The 25,704-nt window shown below is 59.6% G+C and carries 25 protein-coding genes and 2 tRNA genes; 19 read left to right on the top strand and 8 right to left on the bottom strand.

Going from position 1 to position 25,704, the window contains the following annotated elements; genetic code table 11:
- Position 1: 1 nt before the first annotated feature.
- The 3 genes from DDE77_RS11500 to DDE77_RS11510 all read right to left on the bottom strand — a co-directional run bounded on the left by DDE77_RS11500 (position 2) and on the right by DDE77_RS11510 (position 3,396).
- On the bottom strand, positions 2–859 hold the full coding sequence (locus DDE77_RS11500; protein WP_170116512.1) for a carbohydrate ABC transporter permease: 858 nt from the start codon (positions 857–859) through the stop codon (positions 2–4).
- Positions 856–1,731, bottom strand: coding sequence for a carbohydrate ABC transporter permease (locus DDE77_RS11505; RefSeq protein ID WP_425430751.1), 876 nt, complete (start codon positions 1,729–1,731; stop codon positions 856–858). The genes DDE77_RS11500 and DDE77_RS11505 overlap by 4 nt, the downstream gene beginning before the upstream one ends.
- Before the next feature lie 336 nt (positions 1,732–2,067).
- Positions 2,068–3,396, bottom strand: coding sequence for an ABC transporter substrate-binding protein (locus DDE77_RS11510; protein WP_108397620.1), 1,329 nt, complete (start codon positions 3,394–3,396; stop codon positions 2,068–2,070).
- Between the two features lie 207 nt (positions 3,397–3,603).
- Here DDE77_RS11510 and DDE77_RS11515 point away from each other — a divergent pair, with 207 nt between their 5' ends.
- The 15 genes from DDE77_RS11515 (at position 3,604) to DDE77_RS11585 (ending at position 16,920) form a co-directional block, all read left to right on the top strand.
- Positions 3,604–4,371 carry an IclR family transcriptional regulator gene (locus tag DDE77_RS11515; protein WP_342748569.1) on the top strand — a complete coding sequence of 256 codons (768 nt, stop codon included), beginning with the start codon at positions 3,604–3,606 and terminating at the stop codon, positions 4,369–4,371.
- The gene (locus DDE77_RS11520; RefSeq protein WP_108397621.1) at positions 4,368–5,192 is read left to right on the top strand and encodes an amidohydrolase family protein; all 825 of its coding nucleotides are present in this window, start codon (positions 4,368–4,370) and stop codon (positions 5,190–5,192) included. The genes DDE77_RS11515 and DDE77_RS11520 overlap by 4 nt, the downstream gene beginning before the upstream one ends.
- Positions 5,193–5,216: 24 nt before the next feature.
- Positions 5,217–5,546 (top strand): L-rhamnose mutarotase, encoded by a 330-nt coding sequence (locus DDE77_RS11525; RefSeq protein ID WP_108397622.1) that lies wholly within the window; start codon positions 5,217–5,219, stop codon positions 5,544–5,546.
- Positions 5,547–5,727: 181 nt separating this feature from the next.
- Complete coding sequence (locus DDE77_RS11530; RefSeq protein WP_210204381.1) at positions 5,728–6,792, top strand: Gfo/Idh/MocA family protein; 1,065 nt, start codon at positions 5,728–5,730, stop codon at positions 6,790–6,792.
- An 8-nt stretch (positions 6,793–6,800) separates the two neighbouring features.
- On the top strand, positions 6,801–7,952 hold the full coding sequence (locus DDE77_RS11535; RefSeq protein WP_108397824.1) for a CaiB/BaiF CoA transferase family protein: 1,152 nt from the start codon (positions 6,801–6,803) through the stop codon (positions 7,950–7,952).
- Positions 7,949–9,079 carry an extracellular solute-binding protein gene (locus DDE77_RS11540; protein ID WP_108397623.1) on the top strand — a complete coding sequence of 377 codons (1,131 nt, stop codon included), beginning with the start codon at positions 7,949–7,951 and terminating at the stop codon, positions 9,077–9,079. The genes DDE77_RS11535 and DDE77_RS11540 overlap by 4 nt, the downstream gene beginning before the upstream one ends.
- Positions 9,079–9,525 carry a MaoC/PaaZ C-terminal domain-containing protein gene (locus DDE77_RS11545; protein ID WP_108397624.1) on the top strand — a complete coding sequence of 149 codons (447 nt, stop codon included), beginning with the start codon at positions 9,079–9,081 and terminating at the stop codon, positions 9,523–9,525. The genes DDE77_RS11540 and DDE77_RS11545 overlap by 1 nt, the downstream gene beginning before the upstream one ends.
- 167 nt (positions 9,526–9,692) lie before the next feature.
- Positions 9,693–10,892, top strand: coding sequence for a benzoate/H(+) symporter BenE family transporter (locus DDE77_RS11550; protein ID WP_245895195.1), 1,200 nt, complete (start codon positions 9,693–9,695; stop codon positions 10,890–10,892).
- Entirely contained in the window at positions 10,892–11,503 is a 612-nt protein-coding gene (mobA, locus tag DDE77_RS11555; protein ID WP_108397625.1) for a molybdenum cofactor guanylyltransferase, read from the top strand. Before DDE77_RS11550 ends, mobA begins: the two co-directional genes overlap by 1 nt.
- 95 nt (positions 11,504–11,598) lie before the next feature.
- Positions 11,599–11,674: transfer RNA gene (locus tag DDE77_RS11560), tRNA-Asn, on the top strand.
- A gap of 103 nt (positions 11,675–11,777) precedes the next feature.
- On the top strand, positions 11,778–13,001 hold the full coding sequence (locus DDE77_RS11565; protein WP_108397626.1) for an MFS transporter: 1,224 nt from the start codon (positions 11,778–11,780) through the stop codon (positions 12,999–13,001).
- The gene (locus DDE77_RS11570) at positions 12,998–13,450 is read left to right on the top strand and encodes an SRPBCC family protein (RefSeq protein WP_108397627.1); all 453 of its coding nucleotides are present in this window, start codon (positions 12,998–13,000) and stop codon (positions 13,448–13,450) included. Before DDE77_RS11565 ends, DDE77_RS11570 begins: the two co-directional genes overlap by 4 nt.
- Positions 13,451–13,616: 166 nt before the next feature.
- Positions 13,617–14,666: a cysteine synthase A gene (locus tag DDE77_RS11575; RefSeq protein WP_108397628.1), complete on the top strand. Its 1,050-nt coding sequence runs from the start codon at positions 13,617–13,619 to the stop codon at positions 14,664–14,666.
- A 75-nt stretch (positions 14,667–14,741) separates the two neighbouring features.
- On the top strand, positions 14,742–16,193 hold the full coding sequence (gene cls, locus DDE77_RS11580) for a cardiolipin synthase (RefSeq protein WP_245895197.1): 1,452 nt from the start codon (positions 14,742–14,744) through the stop codon (positions 16,191–16,193).
- Between the two features lie 10 nt (positions 16,194–16,203).
- Positions 16,204–16,920 carry an alanyl-tRNA editing protein gene (locus DDE77_RS11585; RefSeq protein ID WP_108397629.1) on the top strand — a complete coding sequence of 239 codons (717 nt, stop codon included), beginning with the start codon at positions 16,204–16,206 and terminating at the stop codon, positions 16,918–16,920.
- 19 nt (positions 16,921–16,939) lie between these two features.
- Here the strand turns inward: DDE77_RS11585 and DDE77_RS11590 are convergent, their stop codons facing one another.
- The 5 genes from DDE77_RS11590 to DDE77_RS11610 form a co-directional block, all read right to left on the bottom strand.
- Positions 16,940–17,971 carry a transporter substrate-binding domain-containing protein gene (locus DDE77_RS11590; protein WP_157959798.1) on the bottom strand — a complete coding sequence of 344 codons (1,032 nt, stop codon included), beginning with the start codon at positions 17,969–17,971 and terminating at the stop codon, positions 16,940–16,942.
- Between the two features lie 99 nt (positions 17,972–18,070).
- Positions 18,071–18,871, bottom strand: coding sequence for an amino acid ABC transporter ATP-binding protein (locus tag DDE77_RS11595; protein ID WP_281261302.1), 801 nt, complete (start codon positions 18,869–18,871; stop codon positions 18,071–18,073).
- Positions 18,872–18,874: 3 nt separating this feature from the next.
- On the bottom strand, positions 18,875–20,002 hold the full coding sequence (locus DDE77_RS11600; protein WP_108397631.1) for an amino acid ABC transporter permease: 1,128 nt from the start codon (positions 20,000–20,002) through the stop codon (positions 18,875–18,877).
- Between the two features lie 4 nt (positions 20,003–20,006).
- Entirely contained in the window at positions 20,007–21,539 is a 1,533-nt protein-coding gene (locus DDE77_RS19920; RefSeq protein WP_108397632.1) for an amino acid ABC transporter permease, read from the bottom strand.
- A 175-nt stretch (positions 21,540–21,714) separates the two neighbouring features.
- The gene (locus DDE77_RS11610) at positions 21,715–22,731 is read right to left on the bottom strand and encodes an amino acid ABC transporter substrate-binding protein (protein WP_108397633.1); all 1,017 of its coding nucleotides are present in this window, start codon (positions 22,729–22,731) and stop codon (positions 21,715–21,717) included.
- A 222-nt stretch (positions 22,732–22,953) separates the two neighbouring features.
- Here DDE77_RS11610 and metC point away from each other — a divergent pair, with 222 nt between their 5' ends.
- The 4 genes from metC (at position 22,954) to DDE77_RS11630 (ending at position 25,651) form a co-directional block, all read left to right on the top strand.
- The gene (gene metC, locus DDE77_RS11615) at positions 22,954–24,138 is read left to right on the top strand and encodes a cystathionine beta-lyase (RefSeq protein WP_108397634.1); all 1,185 of its coding nucleotides are present in this window, start codon (positions 22,954–22,956) and stop codon (positions 24,136–24,138) included.
- A gap of 117 nt (positions 24,139–24,255) precedes the next feature.
- A tRNA-Pro gene (locus DDE77_RS11620) sits at positions 24,256–24,332 on the top strand.
- Between the two features lie 40 nt (positions 24,333–24,372).
- The gene (locus DDE77_RS11625; RefSeq protein ID WP_108397635.1) at positions 24,373–24,678 is read left to right on the top strand and encodes an ETC complex I subunit; all 306 of its coding nucleotides are present in this window, start codon (positions 24,373–24,375) and stop codon (positions 24,676–24,678) included.
- A gap of 151 nt (positions 24,679–24,829) precedes the next feature.
- Positions 24,830–25,651 (top strand): TraB/GumN family protein, encoded by an 822-nt coding sequence (locus DDE77_RS11630; RefSeq protein WP_157959799.1) that lies wholly within the window; start codon positions 24,830–24,832, stop codon positions 25,649–25,651.
- Positions 25,652–25,704: the final 53 nt, after the last annotated feature.

Genomic DNA, 25,704 nt, shown 5'->3' on the forward strand with positions numbered 1-25,704 from the left:
CTTACTTGACGCCGCCAAAGGTCAGACCGGCGATCAGGTGCTTTTGCACGATGAAGGTCAAAACCAGGGCGGGAATGATGATCAGCACGGCCATGGCGCTCATGCCGGTCCAGTCCACGGTAAACTGGGCCGTAAAGTCCATGAGCCCAACGGGCATGGTTTTGCTGGCCGTGGTGCGCGTGAGCTGGCTGGCCAACGCATATTCGTTCCAACTGGTGAGAAAGGCAAAGATCGCGGCCGAAGCCAGCCCGGAACGGGCCAGCGGAAACTCGATCTTCCAAAAGGCCTGCCAGCGGGTGCAGCCATCGATCTGCGCGGCTTCGCTGAGATCAATCGGAATCTGCCGGAAAAACCCGTCCGTCAGCCAGATTGTGAAGGGGATGTTGATCGCCATATAAACAAGGATCAGCCCGAAGCTGGTGTCGATGATGCCCAGTCGCGCCCAAAGCATGAAGAGGGGCAGGCTCAGCGCCACGCCCGGCACGGTGCGCGACAGCATGAAGGCAAGGAACATCGGCCCCTTGCCGCGGAAGCTGAAGCGCGCGAACGCATAACCTCCGGCCATGCCGATCACGATCGCAACCAGCGTGGAGGTCAGCGAGATCACCAGCGAGTTGATGAAATACTGCGCCACCGGCAGGCCCTGCTGGCTCGCCGAAAGCCCGAACAGCCGCGCGAAATTGTCGAGCGTCCAGTTCTGCGGGATCCAGATCGCGGGCCGCGCCAAAACCTCGATATTGGGCCGGAACGCGGTCAGCATCACCCACAGACCCGGCACGGTCAGCACCAGCATGGCCAGGAACACGCCGATGCGGATGGCCCAGCGCTGCCAGGGCTTTTCGATGGTCATCGCGCTCATTGTGCGCCTCCCATGAAGGTGCGCGCCGCGGTCAGCTTGCGATAAAAATAGAAGGTGAAGACGATCGAGAGGATGATCGACACATAGCCCATGGCGTTGGCCATGCCCATTTGCGAGTTCTGGTAGCCCGTCCGCGTCATCAGCGTCCAAAGCAGTTCCGTGCGCCCTGCCGGCCCGCCATTCGTCATGATGCGCACCATGTCATAGGCGCGCGCCACATCCAGCGAGCGGATGGTCATCGCGATATAAACAAACGGCATCAGGAACGGCAGGGTGATATGGCGGAACACCTGCCAGCTATTGCAGCCATCGACCTTGGCCGCCTCGATCGGCTCGCGCGGCAGGGCCATCAGCCCCGCCAGCAGCAGGATCGCAAAGATCGAGGTCGACATCCAGATCTCAGCGAAGATGATCGAGAAATTGGCCAGCGTGCCATCCACCAGCCACGGGATGGGCTGGCTGATCAGCCCAAGGTCGAACAAGGCATTGTTCACCAGCCCGATCGAGTCGTTGAAGATGTACTTGAACTGGAAACCCACCAGGATGGGCGAAAACATCATAGGAAACATCATGATGGTGCGCAGCGTACGCTGTCCCCAGGTGATCTTGTTGACCAGCAGCGCCAGCCCCAGTCCCAGCAGCATTTCAAGGTTGAGCGCGATGGTGATGAACAAGAAGGTCCGACCGAACGCCCACCAGAACTCAGCATTGCCCATCAGGCGCTGGTAGTTGCGCAAGCCGATAAAGTTATAAAGCGTGTCGGGCTTGGTGAGGTTGTAATTGGTGAAGCTGGTCCAGAACGAGAGCAGCAGCGGCACCAGCACGACCGAGAGAATGACGAGGATTGCCGGCAGCAGCAACAAATAGGGAATGGCCTTCTGCGAGCGGAAAAAGGCCGTGATGCCCTCGCTTGTTGTCGGCCGGGAATAGGGTTCGGTGGTAGTGGTCACATCAGTCCCTTGCTGGGCAGGCCATGCAAGGCCTTAGTCTCTAATGACGTCGCGACGAATTGCATTTGCACCAGGCCGACCCCACCCACAATGTCACCCCGGCTTTGAGCCGGGTACCATCCTGAGATGTTGGACCTGCCGCAAGGTGGACCGATTGACCCTCCTTGCGGCTGTGATGCGATCTCGGGCTGGATCGCGGCTCAAGGCCGGGATGACGCCGAGTTTTGGGGAGCCGCCGGGCATGACCCGGCCGCTTGATTACAGCCGACCAGCGTCTTCCAGGATGATCCGCGCTTCGTCGGCAGCCTGGTCCAGCGCTTCCTGAGCCGTCTTCTCGCCAACGATGGCTGCCTGCAGCTGCGGCCAAAGCACGTTCGACACTTCGATCCATTCTGGAACCAGCGGTGGCGTACGAGCCTCAGCCAGCGACTGCTGGAACACGGTGAACATTTCGGCCAGTGCCGGCTTGTCGTTCTCCACAAACCACTGTGCTGCCTGATCAAACGTCGCGGTGCGCGTCGGCAGATTGCCGGCTTGCGCTTCCATCAGCTCGCTCTCGTCATTGGTCAGGAACACGGCGAAGGACACCGCTGCTTCCTTGTTGTCGCAGGCTTCGGTCACCGAGAACGAATGCGAACCCGACCAAGCGCCGCTCTTGCCGGAGGTACCGACCGGCGCAACCGCAAAGCCCAGATGCTCGGCAACGGTCGATGCTGCCGGATCGCTATACATGCCGGCAAAGCCGGGCCAGTCGAGATCAAGCGCCAGCTGCCCCGCAGCAAAAGCCTGCCCGATATCATCCCAGGTATAGTTCACCGTACCGGCGGGCACTGCGCCTGCCTCGTAGATATCGACAAACCACTGCAGCGCGGCAACGCCTTCGGGCGAATTGAAGATGGGGTTCCAGTTCTCGTCGAACATGTCGCCGCCATTGGCGCGCAGGATTTCCATGAACCGGCCAGACATGCCTTCGTCCTTGCCGGCGAACGCGGTGCCGTAAAGGTTTGGCGGATCGGCAAAGAAAATGACCTGCTGCTTGAACTCGTCATAAGTCTTGGGCGGCGCCAAATCGGTGCCGAACTCGGCCTTGTAGGCCTCCTGCTTGGCGGCATCTTCGTAGAGGTCGCGGCGGTAGTAAAGGTTGGAAACGTCGGTTACGCGCGGCAGCTGCACCAGGCGTCCATCGACGCGCGAGGCTTCAAGCGTCCCCTGCACGTATTTGGCAAGCTCCTCGGCGGGGATGTGCTCGGCAAGGTCGATATAGAGGCTGCCATATTGCGGCGCGAAGCTCGTGTGGTTCGAACCCACGCACCAGTTGATCTGGCCAGCAGCAATGTCCTGCTTGATCTCGCGGTCCAGCTCGAAGTGATTCTTGGACGAGACGATCTCGACCTTGGCGCCGGTCAGCGCCTCCCATTCGGGGATGCGAGTATAGAGCTTCTCATACTGTGTGCCGCCGATCAGCTTCACCCGCAGCGTGTAGTCCGGAAACGAGCCATAGTCGAATTCCTGGGCCAGTGCACCGCCGGCCACGCCTGCAAAGGCACATGAGGCCAGGAGCGCCCTGGCGAAAATCTTGCTTGTCATTGCTTTCCTCCGTTTGACCTTCCGGACCCCGCTTCGCAGCTTGCTAATCCATATTTGAAAAGTCTATTCGTAGGTAAGCATAAAGGAACGGATGCCGTCAACGTCTCGCGCCTGATCATCCATACAAGACTTGCCAGCCCGAAAGGGCCGTTCAATGCTAACAGTCTGCTAACGCGAAGCGCCAAGTGCGAACCCGGGAGAAACAGAGTGCTGTCCGAAGATGATGAGGATCGATACCGCGCCCCGGCGCTCGACAAGGGCCTCGATATTCTTGAGCTTCTGGCCGGAACAGCCGACGGGTTGAGCCAGGCCGAGATCGCCAAATCGCTGGATCGCACCCCCAACGAAATATACCGCATGCTCGATCGGCTGGTGCGCCGCAATTATGTGCGCCGCACTGCTGGCGACCGGTACGAAATCTCACTGAAACTCTTCGAGCTGGCCCATCAGCGCCCGCCCATGCAGCGCATGATCAGCCAGGCAAATCCGGTGCTGCGCCGTTTTGCGCTTCAGGCCGAACAGGCCGTGCACCTTGTGGTGCAGGATCGCAATCTCCTGGTCGTTGTCGCCCAGGTTGATGGCCCCGGCTATTGGAACGTTTCGATCCGCGTCGGCAGCAGGATCGGCCTCGTCAATACCGGTTCGGGGCATGTTTTCCTGGCCTTTGCGACACCCGAGGAGCGCCGGCTTATGCTTGAGGAGCAGGATCTGGGCCCCGAGCAGATGCCGCGCGGCCTTGAAACGCGACTCGAGGGGGTGCGTGAACAGGGCTACGAGAACATGCCCTCGGCTCAGGTATCAGCCGTTTTCAATCTGTCCGTGCCGGTTTTCGGGCCCCTTGGGACGGTGATCGCCGTTCTCACCTGCCCCTATACCCAGCGCCTCGACAAGCTCGACGCTCCCAACATGGCCGCGGTGTTGAAACTGCTTCAGCAGGCCGGTCAGGAAATCTCGCAAAGGACGGAAACACCATGATTCCTATCCTCGATACCCACCTTCACCTCGTTTATCCCGACCGTTTCCAATACCCTTGGCTCGCCAATGCGCCGGCCATCAGCCGGCCCTGGACGGCCGAAAGCTATTGGGAAGAAGCCCGCCCCCTCGGTATCCAGGCTGCCCTCCATATGGAAGTGGACGTCGCAGAAGCCGACATGCTTGCGGAAACCCGCTACGTGCTTGAACTCCCCGGCATCCGCGGCGCAATAGCGGCCGCGCGACCGGAAAACCTTGATTTCCCCGCCCATCTTGAAGAACTCGCGACCATGGGCGGGGTCAAAGGCGTGCGCCGCATCCTGCATGAAGCGCCCGATGATCTCAGCCAATCCGATCTCTTCCGCCAAAACATCCGTCGCCTCGCCGACTTCAACCTGCCCTTCGATCTCTGCGTGCGCCACGACCAACTGCCGATCGGCCGGGAACTCGTCGCCCAGGCGCCCGAGGTGACGTTCATCCTTGATCACTGCGGCGTTCCCGACGTGCTCGGCGCCGGGCTCGATCCCTGGCGGGACAACATCCGCGCTATGGCCCAGATGCCCAACGTCAACGCCAAGATCTCCGGCATCGTCGCCTATTCTGGTCCCGATTGGACTACCGAGACGATCCGCCCCTATGTCGAGCACATCATCGAGTGCTTCGGCTGGGATCGCATTGTCTGGGGCTCGGACCATCCCGTAGTGACGCTCACAGGTTCGCTCACCCGTTGGGTCGATGCCACCCGCCAGATCATCGCCCGCGCCAGCGAAGATGAGCAATCGCGGCTTCTTCACCGCAATGCCGCACGCCTATACGGCCTTTAAGCCCCGCTATTAAAGGAGAAAACCATGCAGCGTTACGGCTCGGTAATTGGCCTCGATCCCGCTCAGATGGAAGAATACAAGCGCATCCATGCCGCCGTCTGGCCCGACGTGCTCAAGCAGATTCGCGCCAGCAACGTCCGCAACTATTCCATCTTCCTGCGCGAGCCGGAGAAATTGCTGTTCAGCTACTACGAATATGTCGGCACCGACCATGACGCCGACATGGCCCGCATGGCCCAAGACCCCCGCACCCAGGAATGGTGGGCCATCTGCAAACCCATGCAAAGACCCCTCGACAGCCGTGCCGAAGGCGAATGGTGGGCCAGCGCGGAAGAAGTTTTCCACGTCGACTGACCCAGGCGCATTCTAGAGCCACCGGAGGCATCATGAACGCCTCCGGTCCAAAATCTTTCCCCATCCCCAAGAAACAGCCACGCAGAACGACCTTTGCCAGCGTTCACAGCGTCGGCCTCTTGCCACCAACACTCGCATGTGAAAAGATTATTCAAATAAGAATGGCACATGGGAGGCTGCCTTGAGCATCGATTTGACCGGTCTGCGGCAAAGCTGGCCTCTGCCCAGCGCACCCAGACCCATCGTCATCATCGGCGCTGGCGGCATCGTCGACGACGCCCATCTGCCCGCCTATCGCATCGCCGGCTTTCCTGTCGCCGGCATCTACGACCTCAATGCCGAGCGCGCCCAAACCATTGCGGCAAAATGGGATATCCCAGCCTACGCGACCCTCTCCGAGGCCCTCGCAGTTCCCGGCGCGGTCTATGACCTGGCCCTGCCTCCCTCCGCCCACCTCTCCGTCCTGCCGCAATTGCCCCAAGGCTCTGCGGTGCTCATGCAGAAACCCATGGGCAGCGACCTCGCCGAAGCCACAGGCATTCTCAAGCTTTGCCGCGAATGTAACCTCGTCGCTGCCGTCAACTTCCAGCTCCGCTTTGCCCCTATGATGCTTGCGGTCCGTGACGCCATGGACTGTGGCTATCTGGGCAAGCTGATCGACACCGAAGTCCATCTAAACCTTGTCACTCCCTGGGAATTGTTCCCTTTTCTCAAGGGCATGCCACGCGTCGAGATCGCCGTTCATTCCATCCACTATCTCGACCTCATCCGCGCTTTCCTGGGCAATCCCAGCGGCATACACGCCCGCACCATGGGTCACCCAACGACCGAACTGGCCCAGACCCGGACCAGCGCACTGATTGATTTCGAGGACGGTGTCCGTACCACCCTCTCGATCAACCACAACCACCATTTCGGCCGCCAATTCCAGGACGCGTCCTTCCGCTTTGAAGGCACTGACGGCGCCGCCATGATCAAGCTCGGCCTGCTCCTCAACTATCCCCAAGGCGAGCCCGATGAACTCTGGATCGCCAGCAAAGGCGAGCAATGGCAACAGGTTAATCTTCAAGGCGGCTGGTTCCCCCATGCCTTTATTGGCACCATGAGCAACCTCCAGCGCTTCGCCGCCGGCGAAGACGATGTGCTCGTCACCTCCGTTGAAGACGCCTGGCACACAATGGCCCTGGCCGAAGCCGCCTTCCGCTCCGCCGCCGCGCCGGCAACACCCCTCGACCGCAAGCCATGACCTTCGAAATGACTAATACTCCCCTCCTTGACGGCATTGTTGTAGTCGACCTGTGCCAGTTCCTTTCCGGCCCATATGCCAGCCTGCGCCTGCAGGATCTAGGCGCGCGCGTCATCAAGATCGAGCGCCCCGATGGCGGCGATCTCAGCCGCCGCCTTTACCTCAGCGACACTGAGATCGGCGGCGACAGCACCATTTTCCACGCCATCAACCGCTCCAAGGAAAGCCTGGCGCTAGACCTCAAGAATCCCGAAGATCTAAAGGCTCTCAAGACCTTGCTGGCGCGCGCCGACGTGGTCCTGCAGAACTTCCGCCCCGGCGTCATCTCGCGGCTCGGCCTTGACTACGAAGCCGTAAAGACCATCAATCCCGACATCATCTATGCCTCGATCACCGGCTACGGCAACGAAGGTCCCTGGGTCGACCGCCCAGGCCAGGACCTGCTCGCCCAGGCCCGATCCGGCGTGATGTGGCTCAATGGCGACGACAACCAGGGCCCGGTCCCCTTCGGCCTCGCCATCGCTGACATGCTGGCCGGCGCCGCCGTTGCACAAGGCATTCTCGCGGCCCTCGTACGCCGCGGCATCTCCGGCACCGGCGCCCATATCGAGACAAGCCTTTTGGAAGTCCTGGTCGATTTCCAGTTTGAAGTGCTCACAACCCATCTCAATGACGGCCGCCGCCCACCCAGACGTAGCAATTTCCGCTCCGCCCACGCCTATCTCTCGGCCCCTTACGGCGTTTACCCCACGCGCGACGGCCATATCGCCATCGCCATGACGCCCCTGCCTAGGCTCGAAATCCTTTTGGAATTGCCTGAACTTGGCCGCTTCAGCGACCCCAAAACCTGGTTCGCCCATCGCGACGAAATCAAGCAGATCATCGCCACTCAGATCGCCACCCGCAGCACCGAGGATTGGCTCGCTATCCTTGAGCCCGCCGACATCTGGTGCGCCAAGGTTCTGAGCTGGGCCGAGCTGATGGAAAGCGAAGGCTTCAAGGCCCTCGACCTGCTGCAGACCGTAACCCGTGAAGACGACGTAGAGATCACAACCACCCGCTCGCCCCTGCGCATCAATGGCGCTCGCGCCCGCACCAATCGCGCCGCGCCCCTTGTCGGCGAGCACAGCGCGGCCATTCGCGAGGAGTTCGGCCTATGAGGCGTACCCTCAAGGGCATGACCTGGAGCCATCCGCGCGGCTACGACCCAATGGTCGCAACCTCCCGCGTCTGGAAAGAAAAGACCGGCACAGAAATCACCTGGGACAAGCGCAGCCTCCAGGATTTCGAGAGCTTTCCCGTCGAGGAACTGGCGCGCCAATACGATTTTATCGTCATTGACCATCCCCATGTCGGGCAGATTACCAAGGAGCAATGCCTCCTCCCGCTTGATGTGCCCGGACGCGACGCCGAACGCGCTGAGATGAGCGCGCACAGCGTCGGCGGCTCCTATCTCAGCTACCAGTGGAACAGCCGCCAATGGGCCTTCCCGATCGATGCCGCCGCGCAGGTCCAAGCCTTCCGCCCGGACTTGCTCGCCGCTCCCGTCCGCAACTGGAACGAGGTGATCGAGCTAGCGCAAGCCGGCCGCGTCATCCTGCCCATGCGCCCACCACATGGCCTGATGAGCTTTTTCACCCTAGCCGCCAATATCGGCACGCCCTGCGCTACGACCGGCCCTGGCCCGCTGATCGCTCCGGAAGTCGGCGCCCAGGTCATAGCGCTCCTGCGCGCAGTCACCGACCACATCGATCCCACCCAGTTCGAGATGGACCCGATCGCCGCTTCGGAAGCCATGGCGCAGCCCGACAGCCCTTATGCCATTATGCCGCTGGGCTATGGCTATCTCAGCTATGCGCTGCAGGATTTCCGCCCCAGGCGTCTCAAATTCTCCGACATTCCTTCTGCTGGCGAGAATGGCGCGGTTGGCTCAGCCGTGGGCGGCACAGGCATTGCAGTATCGGCCTTCACCAAGCATCCGGAAGCAGCAATCGACTACGCCTATTGGGTTGCCTCTGCTGAGGTGCAGAAATCCATTTACGCCCAGGCCGGCGGCCAGCCCGGCCACGGCATTGCCTGGGACGACGAAGCCGTAAACGCCCCCGTCGACAATTTCTACCGCGACACCCGCCACACTCTGGAGCACGGTTATATTCGTCCTCGCCACGACGGCTACATGGCCTTCCAGGACGCCGCTTCCCAGCGCCTCAATGTCGGTCTAAAGACCCGCGAGCCCGCCGAGAAAATCGTCGCAGACCTCAACACCCTTTTTGCGGAGAGCTTCTGATGGAACGCCCACGCTATTTCGAAGACTACGAGCTGGGCGAAACCCGTAAGACGTATGGCCGCACCATTACCGAAACCGATTTCGTGGTGCATGCCGGCCATACCGGCGATTTCTTTCCCCACCACATGGATGCCGAGGCGATGAAGGATACCCCTTGGGGACAACGCATCGCCCACGGCACCATGACTTTCGCCATCGGCATCGGGCTCACCGCCAGCGAGATCAACCCCCTCGCCTTTTCCTACGGCTATGAGCGCCTGCGCTTCCCCAAGCCTGTCTTTATCGGCGACACCATCCACACCGAACTCTCGATCACCGCCCTCGAGCCCGACCCGAAGCGCCCCGACCATGGCCGGATCGTTGAACAGGTGCGCGTCATCAATCAGCGCGGCGAAACCGTCCTCGCTTGTGACCACGTTTATCTGGCCAAGCGAAGGGCAGCATAGCCGGCTAATGTCTGTGGTGGGCTAGAGCACGTAGACTCCCACTCTGGGTGCAAGATCGCCTTCGTGGAGGTGCGAGCCTTTCTATCCCGAAGCGGACAAATTCTGGTACTTCTCCCCTCAGGAGCGACTCCCACCATTATGGGCGCCGCGGCTATCGAGGAATCTTAGTGTCTGAACAGGTTTTGGGGCAGGCCAGCAGCGGCCGGGAATATGTGCAGCCGGTGATGGCCGGGGCGCTGGCGGCGGTGGTGGGCTATGCTAGTACGTTCACGCTGGTGCTGGCAGCGCTCACAGCATCAGGAGCTTCCCCGCAGCAGGCGGGTTCGGGCCTGATGACCGTTTGCATCGCAATCGGGTTGCTCAATATTGCAGTGAGTGCGCGCGTGCGGCTGCCGGTGAGCTTTGCGTGGTCCACGCCTGCGGCCGCTTTCCTGCTGACGGCAGGGGAGCCGGTGGGCGGTTTTCCGGCCGTCGCCGGCGCGTTTCTCGTCGCCGCCTTGTTGATTCTCCTTACCGGACTGATCAGGCCATTGGCGCGCCTTGTTGCAGCTATTCCGGCGCCTATCGCCAACGCCATGCTGGCCGGCATGCTGCTGCCTCTTTGTCTTGCGCCAATAACAGCAGTCAGTGAAGTGCCGGCCCTGGCGCTCCCAATCCTTCTTGCGTGGGTCCTGGGGCTGCGCTTTGCGCGGCGCTATGCCGTGCCCATCGCTGTGGTGGTGACGGGCATTGTGCTGGCGCTCACCACGCATTTGCCGGCCGGCGCGCTCGATGGCAGCTGGCCGGCATTTGTTCCAGTGATGCCGATCTTTACCGTGGATGCAATTACCAGGATCGGCTTGCCGATCTATGTGGTGACCATGGCATCGCAGAACCTGCCTGGCCTCGCCGTCCTGCGCGCCAATGGCTTCGAACCAAAACCGGGACCCTTGTTTGTGCTGACGGGCTTGGCAAGCGGAGCATCGGCATTGCTGGGCGGGCACACCAGCAATCTTGCTGCGATAACGGCGGCTATTTGCGCAGGGCCGGAAGCGCATCCCGATCCGGGCAGGCGCTGGCCAGCGCCCATTTCGGCGGGCGCGGTTTACCTTCTGCTCGCAGGCGGAGCGAGTCTCGCAGCAGCCTTTATTGCCGCATCGCCGCCAGTGCTGATCCAGGCGGTGGCAGGCTTGGCGCTATTGTCCAGTCTTGCCGGAGCACTCTCGGGCGCCTTGGCCGACGAAGAGACGCGTTTGCCTGCCGTTTTCACATTTGTCACGACGGCTTCGGGAATCAGTGTGCTGGCAATCGGCGCACCGTTCTGGGGATTACTGGGCGGCATTGCCATTTTGTTGCTGTTGCGCAGCGACAAGGCCACGTCACGCTGATGAATCCTATCCATGCTGTTGTTCTTGCTGGAGGCGAAGGGCGGCGGCTCGGAGGGGTACGCAAGGCGGATCTGCGTGTTGGCGGCGTGCCGCTGATTGAAAGGGTCGCTCGAGTGCTCGGGGGAGTGGAGCACCCGCTGCTGATATCAACCGGTCCTCTCGGTCGCGAATGGGATTTTCCTTCTGGCCGGGTGGGTGTCAGCGATCTTGCCGGAAGCGGCGGCGGGCCTTTGGCCGGTGTTGTTGCTGCCGTTGCGGCACTCCAAAGCCGCGGCATTATCGAAGGATCTTTGGTGTCAGTGGCGGTGGATACGCCTTTTCTGCCCAATGACTTCGTCCAGCGGTTGGTAGAAGAACTCGGCCCCGCTCCTGCTGCCTATGCGAGCTGGAATGAGGCGTTTTATCCAACGAACGCTATCTGGCGCCTCGAGGCTATTGGTGCCCTGCCTGAGCAGACCAGAGAAATCGGCAGCCTTAAATTCCTTCTCACGAGTCTCGATGCCAAGCGAGTCGCCTGGGACGAGCTCCCGGAAGACCCGTTTGCCAACATCAACACGCCGCAGGACCTGCTTGCGATGGAAACAAGAGCCAAGCGGCAGGTGGACTTGTGAGGAGTTATTCACATGACATCCACTTTGGGCTTGGCAAAGCAAATCAAGTTGGGTACATGGACCTCGCCTTCGGTTCGAGGGCGCCCGATAAGTGTTCCGCGATAGCTCAGTTGGTAGAGCGTTCGACTGTTAATCGAATGGTCGCTGGTTCGAGTCCAGCTCGCGGAGCCAATCGGATTTTTCCCGAAATCCCCCCAAGATTTACCTGCCCTTGCTTCGGCAAGGCTTGCGGGTTAGGGGTGCGGCTGTTTCCAGTTTTTCGGATTTCCCCCTGATGGATACGGTATCCAGCAAGGCTGCCCCAGCCGTGCAACGCACTTCGCTCGTCATCATTCTGGCTGTCAGTGCTTCGCACCTGATCAACGATTTGATGCAGTTCCTCCTGCCGGCACTCTATCCGCTGCTCAAAGAGGCCTATGGGCTCGACTATGTGCAGATCGGGTTGATCACGCTGGCGCAGCAGATGACCGCGTCGATCCTGCAGCCGGTGGTTGGTTTTTATACCGATCGCAAGCCCAAGCCTTATGCGCTGGCCATTTCGATGGTCTTCGCCGTCGTCGGTGTTACCTTGCTCGCGACAGCGAACAGTTTTGGCTTGTTGGTGCTGGCGGCAATGGTAGGCGGCGTGGGCTCGGCCATTTTCCACCCTGAAGCTTCGCGCGTTGCGCGATTGGCTTCTGGCGGACGACTGGGGTTCGCGCAATCGCTGTTCCAGGTGGGTGGCAATCTTGGCACGTCGATCGGGCCGTTGGCTGCTGCCTATTTCCTGTTGCCGCGTGGCCAAGGAAGCTCTGCCTGGTTCGCCATCGTTGCGGTGACTGCGCTGGTCATTCTGTCCGCGGTCGGGCGGTGGTATGCGGCTCATCAGCGGGCCCATTCTGGAAAGCCGGTGATCAAGGCGGCGCAGCAGATCTTGTCGCGCAAGCGGCTGACCATCGCCTTTCTGGTGATTGGGGCACTGCTGCTCAGCAAATACGTCTATATCTCCTCCATCACGAGCTATTATAGCTTCTTCCTGATCGAGAAGTTCGGGCTGACTGCCCAGGAAGCTCAGCTTTACCTGTTCCTGTTTCTCGGAGCGATCGCCGCTGGCACCTTCATCGGTGGGCCGGTGGGAGACCGGTTCGGCCGCCTGACAGTGATCTGGGTGTCCATCGTCGGGGCTCTGCCCTTCACGCTGCTGCTGCCACACATGAACCTGACCGGCACCGCTATCGTGAGCATCGCCGTCGGCTTAATTCTATCCTCCGCATTCTCTGCCATTGTGGTTTATGCGCAGGAGCTAGTGCCCGGCAAAGTGGGCATGATCGCCGGCTTCGTGTTCGGCTTTGCGTTCGGCATCGGGGCGATTGGCGCAGCGGTGATCGGGGCGCTGGCCGACATCACCGGCATTGTCTATGTTTTCAATTTGACTGCGTTGCTGCCGTTCCTGGGCTTTCTGACCATCTTCCTGCCCCGGGCACGTGAATTGCACCCAACCTTTGAGGAGCCAGCATGAGCGACGGCACCGGACTTGATGGCGAAAGCCAGATCACCCTCACGCGAACCATCAACGCGCATGTCGATGATGTGTTTGCCGCTTGGACCGATCCTGCCTTGATCGAGCAATGGCAGGCCGACGAAGCCGAACTCGACGCGTTCGAGGGCGGGGAATACCGGTTCACCACCTTCGGCGATGAAGAGGATGCTGAAGATCATACGGTCAGCGGAGAAATCCTGCAGTTCGTTGAGAATCAGAAGCTCGTCATGTCCTGGGTGCACAAGGACCAGGAAACCGATGAGGACGATCTGATTTTCGTTCTGGAGATCTTGTTCAAGGCTCTGGATGATCGCACGCAGATTACCCTCACCGAGCGTGGGCTCGCCCATGCCGATCCGGAATCACGCATTTTCTCCATGGAAGCCTGGAGCGCCGCGCTGGAAAATCTGGCTGAGGTAATTGAATAGGACAAATCGCCTTGGGGAATCATATTCTCCGGTGCCCTGAGCAGCGCAGTAGGTTTGCTTTGGCAGCGGCCACGGAGAAATGGTGTGCCTGACTAGCCGGTTGAGGCTTGCTGACAGCATCTGTGGCACCTAGGTTCACACTCTCTCCGAATAAAAAGAATGATCCATGTCAAAGCACCAAGATCTCCTGTCCGCCATCGGCAATACGCCGCTGATCCGGCTCAATCGCGTCTCCGAACTTACGGGCTGCGAGATCTGGGGCAAGGCGGAGTTTCTAAATCCTGGCCAGTCGGTGAAAGACCGCGCGGCGCTTTTCATCATCCATGACGCTGTGAAATCGGGCGCCCTGAAGCCAGGTGGCACCATTGTTGAGGGTACGGCTGGCAATACGGGCATCGGGCTGACGCTGGTGGCCAATGCTCTTGGGTTCAAGTCGGTGATCGTCATTCCCGAAACCCAGAGCCAGGAGAAAAAGGACGCCTTGCGCCTTTATGGAGCCGAACTGATCGAGGTTCCAGCCAGGCCCTACCGAAATCCAAACAACTACATCAAGATCTCTGGCCGCCTGGCGGAAAAGCTCAACCAGGAACTGCCCGGCGGCGCCATCTGGGCGAACCAGTTCGACAATGTGTCCAACAGGCGCGCGCATGTGGAAACCACAGGACCTGAAATCTGGCAGCAAACCAATGGCCGGATCGATGGCTTTATCTGCGCCGTTGGTTCAGGAGGAACGCTGGCTGGCGTGGCCGAGGCCCTGCGGGCGCGCAGCGCGGACGTGAAGATCGGCCTGGCCGATCCGGAAGGGGCAGCGCTCTACAATTTCTATGCAAATGGCGAGCTGAAATCGTCCGGCGATTCCATCACCGAGGGCATCGGGCAAGGCCGCATAACAGCGAACCTTGAAGGGTTGACGATCGATCACCCCTACCAGATCTCCGACGCTGAGGCCCTGCCCTATATCTTCGACCTGCTGGAGCATGAAGGCCTGTGCCTGGGCGGCTCGAGCGCCATCAATATCGCAGGTGCGGTCCGCATGGCACAAGAAATGGGTCCGGGCAAAACCATCGTCACCATCCTGTGCGACTATGGCAATCGCTATGCCAGCAAGATCTATAATCCGGAGTTTCTCCGGGCCAAGGGTCTGCCAACACCACGTTGGATGGAGAATCGTTCGCCGCTCGATATTTCCAGCGTGATCGAAGCCGAGGCAAGCTAAGCCGAACGCTTTCGAGGCCATTGTGACACGGCCGCGGCCTGATATGGTGCGCGCCTGTCCAACGAGGCCAAAGCATTGATCGGCATAAGCGATATCCTTGAGACTGTGATCGCAGACTTCAGCGTGCTGGCCGCGCTGACGGGTCTGGTCTACTTGCTTGCGGCCGTGTGTGCGGTGCGCGAAATCATGATTTCGCGAACGTCGCAAGGGTCTATCGCGTGGTTGCTTTCGCTCGCCTTGCTTCCTTTTCCCACCGCCTTCCTGTACCTCATCTTCGGCTGGAAAGCGTTCGACGACTATGCAACCGACCGAATCCGCAACGGCCGAGCGGCGCGCCCCCTCAGGGCCAAGGACCTGGCGCTGATCGACCGTGAGACCAGCCATCTCTGGCCGGTCCAGGTCAAGGTTTCAGAAGTGCCGTTTTTGAACGGCAACGAGGTGGAGATCCTTGTTGATGGGCAGGCGACCTTCGACTCCATCTTCGAAGGCATAGCCCAGGCGAAACGCTATTTGCTGGTGCAGTTCTATATCGTGCGCGACGACGCCCTGGGCAAGGAGCTGGCCGAGCGCCTGATCGAGCGGGCCAATGCGGGCGTCCAGGTCTATCTGCTTTATGATGATGTCGGCAGCACGGGCATGCCCAAGCGCTACCGAAAGCAATTGCGCGATGCGGGAGTAAAGGTTGCCGGGTTCAACCAGCGCCACAAATTCCTGCGCGTCTATGGACCCACTCGGATCAACTATCGCAATCACCGCAAGATCGTCGTGGTGGATGGCGAGCACGCCTGGGTAGGCGGGCACAATGTAGGCATGGAATATCTCGGCGCAGATCCGAAATATGGTCGCTGGCGTGATACTCATGTTCGTATTTCAGGGCCCGCGACCCTCAGCTGTGCCCTGTTGTTCCGTGAGGACTGGGAATGGGCCACGGGCGAAACGCTGCCGGCAACTCCGCCGGAGACGGTAGCTACCCCGGGGGATCAGTCCGTTCTGGTGATGGGTAGCGGCCCGGCAGATAAACTCGAGGAATGCGCCATCGCCTTTACCGACATCATCGGGCGGGCACGAGAGCGGCTCTGGATCGTCAGCCCCTATTTTGTTCCTGATACAGATATCCGCACGGCGCTGTTTGCCGCCAAGCTGCGCGGCGTGGACGTGCGCATCATGTTGCCGGATCGGCCGGACCATATGATAGTCTGGCTCGCCAGCATTGCCCATGCGGACAGCATGGTTGAGCACAATGTCGATGTGTACCGCTACGTCGATGGCTTCCTGCACCAGAAGGTCGTTCTTATGGACGATCAAATTGCCACTATTGGCAGCGTCAATTTCGACAACCGCTCATTCGCCATCAATTTCGAAATCACGCTCTGGTTCACCGACAAGAAGACCATTGATGGCGTGGAAGCTATGTTGGTGGACGATTTCAAGATGTGCCGACAAGTGGGCGCCGATGAAGTCAAACAACGCGCGTTGCCCATGCGCTTCCTGACACAGGCCGCGCGCCTATTTTCGCCCCTGCTATGAGACCTGCGCCATGACCGACTTCCTGTTTCGCCAAGACAGCTATCTCCAAGCAAGTCCAGCCATCGTGACGGCTGTGACAGAGGATGGCGGATTGGTGCTGGATCGAACCGTGCTGTATGCTGCATCGGGCGGACAGCCGGGCGATATGGGTGAGATTGAGCTAGCAAATGGATCAATCATCTCGATCGTCGACAGTGTGCATCCCGGTGGCGACAAGACGCAGATCGTTCATGTGCCAAGTCCTGGGTCGGCTTCGGTGCGTGTCGGTGAGCAGGTGGTCGTGCGTGTAGATTGGGAGCGGCGCTATAGGCTGATGCGCATGCACACAGCGCTTCACCTGCTTTCAGTGGTCCTTCCCTTTCCGGTTACCGGCGGCTCCATTGGTGATGGCAAGGGGCGACTGGATTTCAGCATGCCGGAGGCGCCTGGTGATCCCGAAGCGCTCCAGGCGATGCTAAACAGCATGGTGACTGACGCGCATCCTGTTACGGAAGAATGGATCACCGACGAGCAGATGCAGCTCAATCCCGATCTGATCAAGACCATGAACGTACGGCCGCCTATGGGGCAAGATCGCGTACGGCTGATCCGCATCGGCTCGGTAGATCTGCAGCCATGCGGCGGCACGCATGTGCGTAAGACCAGCGAAATCGGTAGGCTGGCCCTTGGCAAGATCGAGAACAAGGGCAAGCAGAATAGGCGAGTGAACTTGCTGCTTGCGGACTAATCAGGCGCTGTTGGCCTCATCAGCGCACGGGCGGCGCATAGAGCAGCCCGCCATTCGTCCAAAGGGCATTTTGCCCACGTAACAGAGCCGCCCCGGTTTGTGGACCGAAGTGCCGATCATAGAGCTCGGCATAATTGCCGGCTGCACGGATTGCATCAGCCATGAAGCTGCGCTTTAGGCCAAGGGGAGAGCCGAAGTCGCCTTCTACCCCCAGGATGCGCCTGATCGCCGGATTCCGCGAGGCAGAGAGCGATTCGATGTTGAGCGAGGTTACGCCAACTTCTTCCGCGTTGATCAGGGCAAACAAGGTCCAGCGCACGATGCTGAACCATTGCTGATCGCCTTCCCGAACCAAGGGACCGAGCAGTTCCTTGGAGATGCGCTCGGGCAGGATACGGTGAGCATTGGGATCGGGCAGCCCCCGGCGAATAGCCTGCAGGTTCCGGCCCGATGCTGAAACGACTTGGCAAAGGCCATTCTGATAGGCCACGGAAAGATCGCTGACCTCTTCATATGGCACTTCGGTGTAGAGAGCCTGATTGGCGAAGAAGAATTCCTGGATGCGTTCCAGCTCTTCGCCAGCGTCGAGCACGCAGACGCTGATGTCCTCGAGTTCGAAGGCCGAAACCATGCCGAGTGACTGCGGGACCAGGAAGGACTGCCCGTCAAAGAAGGCAGTGCCGACATAGGTGGCGCCATAGAGTGTGTCGCGACGTTCGGTCCACGGGCCACTGCGCGTCAGAACGTCGACCATCCCGGTTTGCAGTGGGGCAAAGCGCGTTTCCCCGCGAAGTGAGCGAAACTCGATGAGATTCGGATCGCCCAACGCAGCGGCGGCGAGGGCGCGGCAGAAATCGACGTCGAAGCCAACCCAGCGCCCGTCAGCATCCTGTTGCGCGAAGCCTGGCGTTGGATCCGACGCGCCACAGATCAGGAAGCCACGTTCGCGCACAGTCTCCAAAGTCGACTGCGCCATTGCTGGCACGGCGAGAGCCAGCACAATCGCAATGATCGCAGCAAGGCGATCCAGCACTGTCCGTTTCAAAATCAATCAGCAATCATCCCGTTAGCCGCGCCATATTGGACAGCGTGGCTACAGGGTCAAGGCAAAGCATTGTGTGCGCCGCTGGCGGGGCAGAACGAGGCCGTTTCAGTGCAGGATCTGGCTGAGGAACAGCTTGGTGCGCTCATGCTGGGGATTGGAGAAGAAGTTGTCGGGATCATTTTGCTCGACGATCTGGCCCTGATCCATGAAGATCACGCGGTTGGCCACTTGGCGGGCAAAGCCCATTTCGTGGGTCACGCAGATCATGGTCATGCCTTCCTCGGCAAGGCTGATCATAACTTCGAGCACTTCCTTGACCATCTCGGGGTCCAGGGCCGACGTCGGTTCGTCGAACAGCATGATGCGCGGCTGCATGCAAAGTGAGCGAGCGATAGCTACGCGCTGCTGCTGCCCGCCGGACAATTGGCCGGGGAACTTGTTGGCCTGTTCGGGAATTTTCACGCGCTCAAGATAGTGCATCGCGGTCGCTTCGGCTTCAGCCTTGGGGATGCCGCGTACCCAGATGGGCGCCAAGGTCAGGTTCTGCAGGATCGTTAGATGTGGGAACAGGTTGAAGTGCTGGAATACCATGCCCACTTCGCGGCGGACTTCGTCGATACGCTTGAGATCGGCCGTCAACTCGGTTCCGTTGACTATGATTTGCCCCTCCTGATGCTCTTCGAGGCGATTAACGCACCTGATCAGAGTGGATTTTCCGGAGCCTGAGGGACCGGCAATGACGATGCGCTCGCCCCGCATGACCCGCAGATTGATGTCGCGCAGCACGTGAAAATCGCCGTACCATTTGTGCATACCGATTACGTCGATGGCGACATCGGTCTTGGAAATTTGCATGCCGGAATGGCGCGTAGGTGTCTCGGCCGTGGTTTCGCTCATTTGACTCATAACTTACCTCTTGTGCCCCGTGTCCAGACGCCGCTCCATCCAAAGGGAGTAGCGGGACATGGCAAAACAGAAAATCCAGAACATGAAGCCCGCAAAGACGTAGCCCGTCACCGCCTGGGTCGGAGATGCCCAATTTATGTCGGAGCTGGCAGCCTGCACGGTATTGAGCAGATCGAAGATGCCGACGATGGACACGAGCGAGGTATCTTTGAACAAGGCGATGAAATTGTTCACGATGCCTGGAATGACGTGCTTGATAGCCTGTGGCAGGATGATGAAATAGGTGCGTTGCCAGTACCCCAGCCCGAGCGAAGCGCCAGCTTCATATTGCCCCCGAGGCAAGGCTTGCAGGCCACCACGCACCGTTTCAGCCAGATAGGCCGAGGAGAAGAGCGTAACGCCAACCAGGGCGCGCAGGAGCTTGTCAACATTCGTGCCTGTAGGCATGAACAGCGGAAGCATGATCGAGGCCATAAACAGCACGGTTATCAAAGGCACGGCGCGCCATAGTTCGATGAACATGACGCACAAGGTCTTGATGATCGGCAGATTGGACTGCCGTCCCAGGGCAAGCAATATTCCAAGGGGAATAGAGCAAATGATACCCACCAGCGCAATGATCAGCGTGACCATGAGGCCGCCCCATTGCTCGGTTGGCACTTGGCGCAGGCCAAACACGCCCCCATTCAGCAGATAGAAGCTGACGAGCGGGAAGACCACGAAGAACAGAGCCGCATTGATGCGCTTGAACGGGGCGGACGGCACCAACAGGGGAAGGATGAGGGCAGCCCCCAGAGCAAAGACGATGTTGGGCCGCCAGTACTGATCTATCGGGTAGAAGCCATAGATGAAGAAGTTGAAGCGCGCTGCGATATAAGCCCAACAGGCCCCCGCCCCCTCGGCGCGACACTCCTCAACCGTGCCGCCGGGAAATACGGCATGCCCCACAATGAAGTTGTAGAGGGGCGGGATGGCCCAAAGGAGGAAAAGGATCCCAAGGATGGTCAGAACGGCGTCCGTTGGCGTGGCAAAAAGATTCTTGCGCAGCCAGACGATCGGCCCGTCCGTTCTGCCGGGCGCCGGCTTGGCGGGTACGAACTCGTTGCGAATAAAAGCGGTATCTGTTGTCATGGCTCTACCGCTCCACCAGGGCCACGCGGCCGTTGTACCAGTTCATGAAGGCTGAGGTGAGCAGGGAGAAGGTCAGATAAACTGCCATCGTCAGCGCAATGACCTCGATTGCCTTGCCCGTTTGGTTGAGCGTGGTGCCGGTGAACACATTCACCAGCTCTGGATAGCCGATTGCTGCACCAAGAGACGAGTTCTTGGTGAGGTTTAGGTATTGGCTGGTCAAGGGTGGCACAATCACGCGCATGGCCTGAGGAATAATCACGAGCCGCAGGCGGTCACCTTCCTTAAGACCAAGCGACTGTGCGGCTTCGGTCTGGCCATGGCTTACAGCGCGAATGCCGCCACGCACATTTTCCCCGATAAAGGCTGCCGTATAAACGGTTAGGCCAAAGACCAGGGCCACCAGCTCCGGCGGCAGCTGGACGCCACCGCGAAAGTTGAAGCGCTCAAGAACCGGCACTTCAAAGGCGAGTTGCGCTCCTGTTGCCCAATATACGAAAGCCGGAATGCCGACGGCAATCAATACGAGGAGCGGCAGAGGAAAACGTCCCTCGCTGGGCGGGCGCTCGGCTGTGCGCTCAAAGGAAATCCAGGCCATGGCAAGACCCGCCAAAGCTGACCCGGCAGCCACCAACAATGGCGGCACATCCGGGAACATTGCTGTGAGCAGTGCGTAGAGAATGGTCAGGCCGAACACAAAGGCGACGGCTGCGCGAGAAAACGGCGCAAGGCGCGTTACAGATAGAATGGCCACCAAGATGGCAGCACCGAAAATTACAGCACCAGACACGCCGGAGATCATGTTGCCTAGCAGGGTGAAGGCCAGGAGCGCAACCAGGAAGCTTACAATCGCATCGGCGACCTTGGAGGCCAACACCACGGCAGAAGGATAGCGACCAGTCGCGGTGCGGACCCGCGTGGCCCAGATTCCAACGGCAATGGTGGCGATGACCGAAAATCCAATGGCAACCAGGACCCAGGTAAACTCATGGTCAGGCATAGGCCGCGGCACCATCAATCCGCGCTGGTTGATGAAAATGTCGAGTGGCAGTTCGAACGATTGGCGTACTGCCGGCATCGCCTTCAGCACTGCGAAGTACCAAAAGAACAGCTGCAGCAGCAGCGGCAGGTTGCGGATGGTCTCGATATAGACTGTGGCGACCCGCGCGATGAGCCAATTGGAAGACAGGCGCGCAATACCAAGGGTGAAACCAAGAAGGGTCGCGAAAAAGATGCCGATAGCGGCGACCAGCAATGTGTTCAGCAGGCCCGCCAAGAACGCTTCCCAATAAAGCGACGTGCGGCTCCATGGGAACAGCGTGAAGCTGATGTCGAAACCGGCTGTGCGGAACAGGAAATCAAAGCCTGTTGTCTTGTTTTGCGCGGCCAAATTCTGAGCCGTGTTCAGCACGATCCAGCTAATAAACGCGACGACGGCACCAGCCACCAACACCTGATAAACGATGCCTCGAATTACGGGATCGTTAAGCAGGGATGCCCTTGGGGCTCTTGCGCCCATGTTGTCTTGCACTGCCATTGGGCATGCGTTCCTTAAATGCGAACCGGAGCCATCAATGCTTCACAGGCGGTACGCCGCGTCGCGCGCGCCAGCTTAGCCATTGAAGAGCAGCCGGTTGCTGCCCCTGTGTTTTGTCCACCTCAACCAAAACCGGCGCTCCTTTTGGAGGAGCGCCGGCTTTTGAACGAAGGTGTTAGCGGATCGGCGGCGCGTACTGCAGGCCGCCATTGCTCCACAAGGCGTTCAGGCCACGCTCCAGGCCAATCGGGGTGGAGGGACCAACGTTGCGCTCAAACGATTCGCCGTAGTTACCGACGTGCTTGATGATCTGGTATGCCCAGTCCTTGGTGAGACCAATCGGCGTGCCGAAATCGCCTTCCACGCCCAGCAGACGCTTGACGGCAGGATTGTCGGAGCCGAGCATTTCGTCGACGTTAGCCGAGGTTACGCCAAGCTCTTCAGCCTCCAGAAGGGCATTGTAGACCCAGCGGTTGATCTTGAACCACTGATCGTCGCCCTGGCGAACCACGGGACCAAGGGGCTCCTTGGAGATGATCTCGGGCAGGATGATGTGATCGTCTGGAACTGCGAACTTGGAACGCTCTGCAGCCAGAGCCGAAGCGTCGGTGGTGTAGACGTCGCAGCGGCCGTCTTCATAGGCCTTAACAACTTCGTCCTGATCAACGAAAACGACCGTGTTGAACTCGAGGCCGTTGGCGGCGAAATAGTCAGCGGCGTTGAGCTCGGTCGTCGTGCCAGATTCAATGCAGATAGCGGCGCCAGACAGGTCAAGGGCAGAGGCGATCTCGTCCGCCTTGCGGACCATGAAGCCCTGGCCATCGTAGTACATCGTGCCGATGAAGCTGATACCTAGGTCGGTATCGCGGCTCATTGTCCAAGTGGTGGTGCGGGACAGGATGTCGATTTCACCAGCGGACAGTGCTGCGAAGCGCTCCTGGCTGGTCAGCGGCGTGTAGCGGACCTTGCCAGCATCGTTGAAGATGGCGGCAGCGACTGCGCGACAGAAATCTACCTCCAGACCGGTCCAAACGTTATTGGCGTCGGGCGCGGAGAAGCCGGCAACACCGCCGGTAACACCGCACTGTACGTAGTCCTTAGCCTTTACGTCGTCGAGTGTTGCTGCCTGTGCAGCCGTCGCAACAAGGCCGAGAGAGGCCGCTGCTGCGAAGGTTACGAGCATTTTTTTCATTGATATTGCCTTCTTGTTTCCTGACCATGTGTCCCGAAGCTCATAAGGCTTTGCCCTCGTCCCCGGTGGCACCTCCGTCTTTGTTTGACGGTAATGATGCTGCTAAGCATGCAAGCGTCAATTAAACCGCGCGTCAAGGGCGTTGGCGGCTTGGGACAGCAAAGCTGTCGTTTATTTAGCCATGCCGGACATCTTGATGTGAAATTAAGCAGAGAGCCTAATATGAATGACGAGAAAAGCAGCACGTCGGGGCCTTCGATCGAAACCATACTGACCCACGGTGGGCGGACACCCGAGGAGCAGTTCGGATTCGTCAATACGCCGGTTTATCGTGGCTCCACCGTGCTGTTCAAAACGCTGGATGATCTGGAGGCGCAGCAACAGCGCTACCTTTATGGGCGCGCGGGCAACCCGACGACCGAGAGCGTGGAGACCATCGTCACACAATTAGAGGGCGCCTATCGCACGCGGCTCCTGCCCTCTGGGCTTGCTGCGATAACGGTGGCTCTCATGTCATGCCTGCAGAGCGGCGACGACCTGCTGATCTCAGACAGCGCTTATGAACCAGGGCGTGTCTTTGCCAACAAGTTCCTGGCGCGCATGGGCATCAGCGTTCGGTATTATGATCCGCGCATCGGCGCAGGGCTTGCCGACTTGATGCTGCCGAATACGCGCGCTGTTTTGGCGGAAAGCCCTGGCTCGCTCACTTTCGAGGTACAGGATATTCCGGCCCTCGCAGCCGCTGCCCATGCTGGGGGCGCCCGACTGATCGTCGACAATAGCTGGGCAAGCCCTTTGTTTTTGCAGCCGATCGCCCTTGGGGCTGACCTTGTGGTGCATGCTGGGACCAAGATGTTTGTGGGCCACTCCGATGCCTTTGCGGGTACGATCTCAGCAACGGAGGAGGCGTGGGCGGATGTGGAAGCCAACCGCGCAGCCCTGGGCTTTTTCACCTCGGGTGATGACGCCTTTCTTGTGGCGCGTGGACTTCGAACGCTGGCCATCCGGATCAAGGAGCATAATGAGCGCAGCGTCGCCATGGCAAGCTGGCTCGAACAGCAGCCACTTGTGCGCAGGGTGCTGCACCCTGCCCTTCCCAGCCATCCCGACCATCATTTGTTCAAGCGTGACTTCAAGGGTTCGGGAAGTCTCTTCGGCGTCGTTCTGGAGCCCGCGCCACGCGAATCGATTGCAGCTTTCCTGGATCACTTGCGTGTTTTCACCATGGGTTATTCCTGGGGCGGGTACGAGAGCCTGTGCCTGCCCGTAAAGCTGAGCAAGAACCGGACGGCGAAGCCGTGGACGGAGGAAGGCAATTTGTTCCGCCTACACATAGGCTTCGAGGGCATGGATGACCTTAAATCGGATCTGGCGGATGCTTTGGAGCGTTATGCCCGGGCACGTTGACGTCCGAAGGCAACGGTTGGGCAATGGCTTCGCTGCAATCTTGGTTCATCAACATAAATCCTTCCAGAGTGCACTTGCCCTTTGTAGCGGGACGCGCTAACGAAGCGCCTGTGATCTCGGAGTGTAGCTCAGCCTGGTAGAGCACCGGTTTTGGGAACCGGGGGTCCAAAGTTCGAATCTTTGTACTCCGACCATCACAGTTTGCTGCGTAGCGCATCGTGTCGAGGTTTTTGCATGACCGCCCGGATCTATCGCCCTGCCCGCAACGCCATGCAATCGGGCAAAGGCAAGTCCAAGAACTGGGTCTTGGTCCACGAACCTGCAGCCCCCCGCGACATCGAGCCCTTGATGGGCTATACCGGGTCGGGCGACATGCGCCAGCAGATCAAACTGTCATTCGACTCGCTGGAAGCAGCAGAAGCCTATGCCCAGAGGTATGGCATCGCATATACCGTGCAGCCGGCACACGAGCCGACGCCGAAGCGCCAGAGCTATACTGACAATTTTCGGGCCGATCGGAAGACACCCTGGACGCACTGATAAAGCTCAGCGAACGATCTCTCTTGCTTCCTCCTTTGCTTGCTTGAACTCCATAGCTTTGGAAAGTTGAACCTTTTGGTGCAGATTGGGTCGGAGGAGATCCGATATGCGCTCACCAGCTCTTTGTTTAGTTAGCCTACTAATTTGCGCTTTGGCGACAACGCCGTCGATCGCCGCTCCTGCGATGTGGGAAGTGCGCGATGGCGATAGCGCCCTCTGGCTGTTTGGATCATTTCATGTGCTGCCTGAATCCGTCGAATGGCGCACACCCTTGTTCGATGACACGCTGGCCCAGGCGGAAGCTGTTGTTTTTGAAGCGGATGTGCGGCCAGCAGCCATGATGGCCATTGGGGCGGAAGCATTCGCCCGCGGCATCTACACAGACGGGCGCCTCCTTACCGATTCCATCAACAGCGAGACCGAGCGCAAGCTCCGTGATGTGGCAGCGGACCTGAGTCTACCAGTGGGGAGCCTCCTAGCGATGCGGCCGTGGTTCGCGGCGCTGACTATTACCACCGGCGCAACAGCAGCCATCGGCTACACCTTCGAGGGCGTTGAATACATCCTGCAGCCGGAACTGCCGGCCGAAAAGCAGGTGTATTTGGAAACCGGCGCCGAGCAGCTTGATGTTCTTGCGGCTGCACCAGACGACGAACAAATTGCTCTATTCGAAGCCACGCTGAACGAAGTCGGCGGCATGGCTAAGGTCCTCGACAAGATGGTTTCTAACTGGGCTGCAGGCACGCCAGAGCGATTGGCCGATCTTTTTGTGGCAGAGACAGGCGCCTATAGTGGTGCGTTCGTGGAACGGCTGATCTATGCGCGCAACCGCAACTGGTTGCCAAAGCTCGAGACCATGCTAGCCGACAACAGCGAGGCGCTGGTGATCGTTGGTGCTGGTCACCTGATCGGCGAAGGTAGCGTGATCAACCTGCTGCAAGAAGCGGGCTACCGCGTTGTGCGCATTCAGTAGCGAAAACGCGAAAGCCCCAGCAAGTGGCCGGGGCTTCCATCTCCTTATCTGTC

It is taken from the genome of Devosia submarina (assembly GCF_003056345.1).
GTDB classification, from domain to species: Bacteria; Pseudomonadota; Alphaproteobacteria; order Rhizobiales; family Devosiaceae; genus Devosia; species Devosia submarina.

Bases quoted from the DNA above. Each gene is read 5' to 3' on its own strand.
- DDE77_RS11500 (WP_170116512.1), bottom strand. From the start codon at position 859: ATGAGCGCGATGACCATCGAAAAGCCCTGGCAGCGCTGGGCCATCCGC.
- DDE77_RS11510 (WP_108397620.1), bottom strand. From the start codon at position 3,396: ATGACAAGCAAGATTTTCGCCAGGGCGCTCCTGGCCTCATGTGCCTTT.
- DDE77_RS11520 (WP_108397621.1), top strand. From the start codon at position 4,368: ATGATTCCTATCCTCGATACCCACCTTCACCTCGTTTATCCCGACCGT.
- DDE77_RS11525 (WP_108397622.1), top strand. From the start codon at position 5,217: ATGCAGCGTTACGGCTCGGTAATTGGCCTCGATCCCGCTCAGATGGAA.
- DDE77_RS11535 (WP_108397824.1), top strand. From the start codon at position 6,801: ATGACTAATACTCCCCTCCTTGACGGCATTGTTGTAGTCGACCTGTGC.
- DDE77_RS11540 (WP_108397623.1), top strand. From the start codon at position 7,949: ATGAGGCGTACCCTCAAGGGCATGACCTGGAGCCATCCGCGCGGCTAC.
- DDE77_RS11545 (WP_108397624.1), top strand. From the start codon at position 9,079: ATGGAACGCCCACGCTATTTCGAAGACTACGAGCTGGGCGAAACCCGT.
- mobA (WP_108397625.1), top strand. From the start codon at position 10,892: ATGAATCCTATCCATGCTGTTGTTCTTGCTGGAGGCGAAGGGCGGCGG.
- DDE77_RS11565 (WP_108397626.1), top strand. From the start codon at position 11,778: ATGGATACGGTATCCAGCAAGGCTGCCCCAGCCGTGCAACGCACTTCG.
- DDE77_RS11570 (WP_108397627.1), top strand. From the start codon at position 12,998: ATGAGCGACGGCACCGGACTTGATGGCGAAAGCCAGATCACCCTCACG.
- DDE77_RS11575 (WP_108397628.1), top strand. From the start codon at position 13,617: ATGTCAAAGCACCAAGATCTCCTGTCCGCCATCGGCAATACGCCGCTG.
- DDE77_RS11585 (WP_108397629.1), top strand. From the start codon at position 16,204: ATGACCGACTTCCTGTTTCGCCAAGACAGCTATCTCCAAGCAAGTCCA.
- DDE77_RS11595 (WP_281261302.1), bottom strand. From the start codon at position 18,871: ATGAGTCAAATGAGCGAAACCACGGCCGAGACACCTACGCGCCATTCC.
- DDE77_RS11600 (WP_108397631.1), bottom strand. From the start codon at position 20,002: ATGACAACAGATACCGCTTTTATTCGCAACGAGTTCGTACCCGCCAAG.
- DDE77_RS19920 (WP_108397632.1), bottom strand. From the start codon at position 21,539: ATGGCAGTGCAAGACAACATGGGCGCAAGAGCCCCAAGGGCATCCCTG.
- DDE77_RS11610 (WP_108397633.1), bottom strand. From the start codon at position 22,731: ATGAAAAAAATGCTCGTAACCTTCGCAGCAGCGGCCTCTCTCGGCCTT.
- metC (WP_108397634.1), top strand. From the start codon at position 22,954: ATGAATGACGAGAAAAGCAGCACGTCGGGGCCTTCGATCGAAACCATA.
- DDE77_RS11625 (WP_108397635.1), top strand. From the start codon at position 24,373: ATGACCGCCCGGATCTATCGCCCTGCCCGCAACGCCATGCAATCGGGC.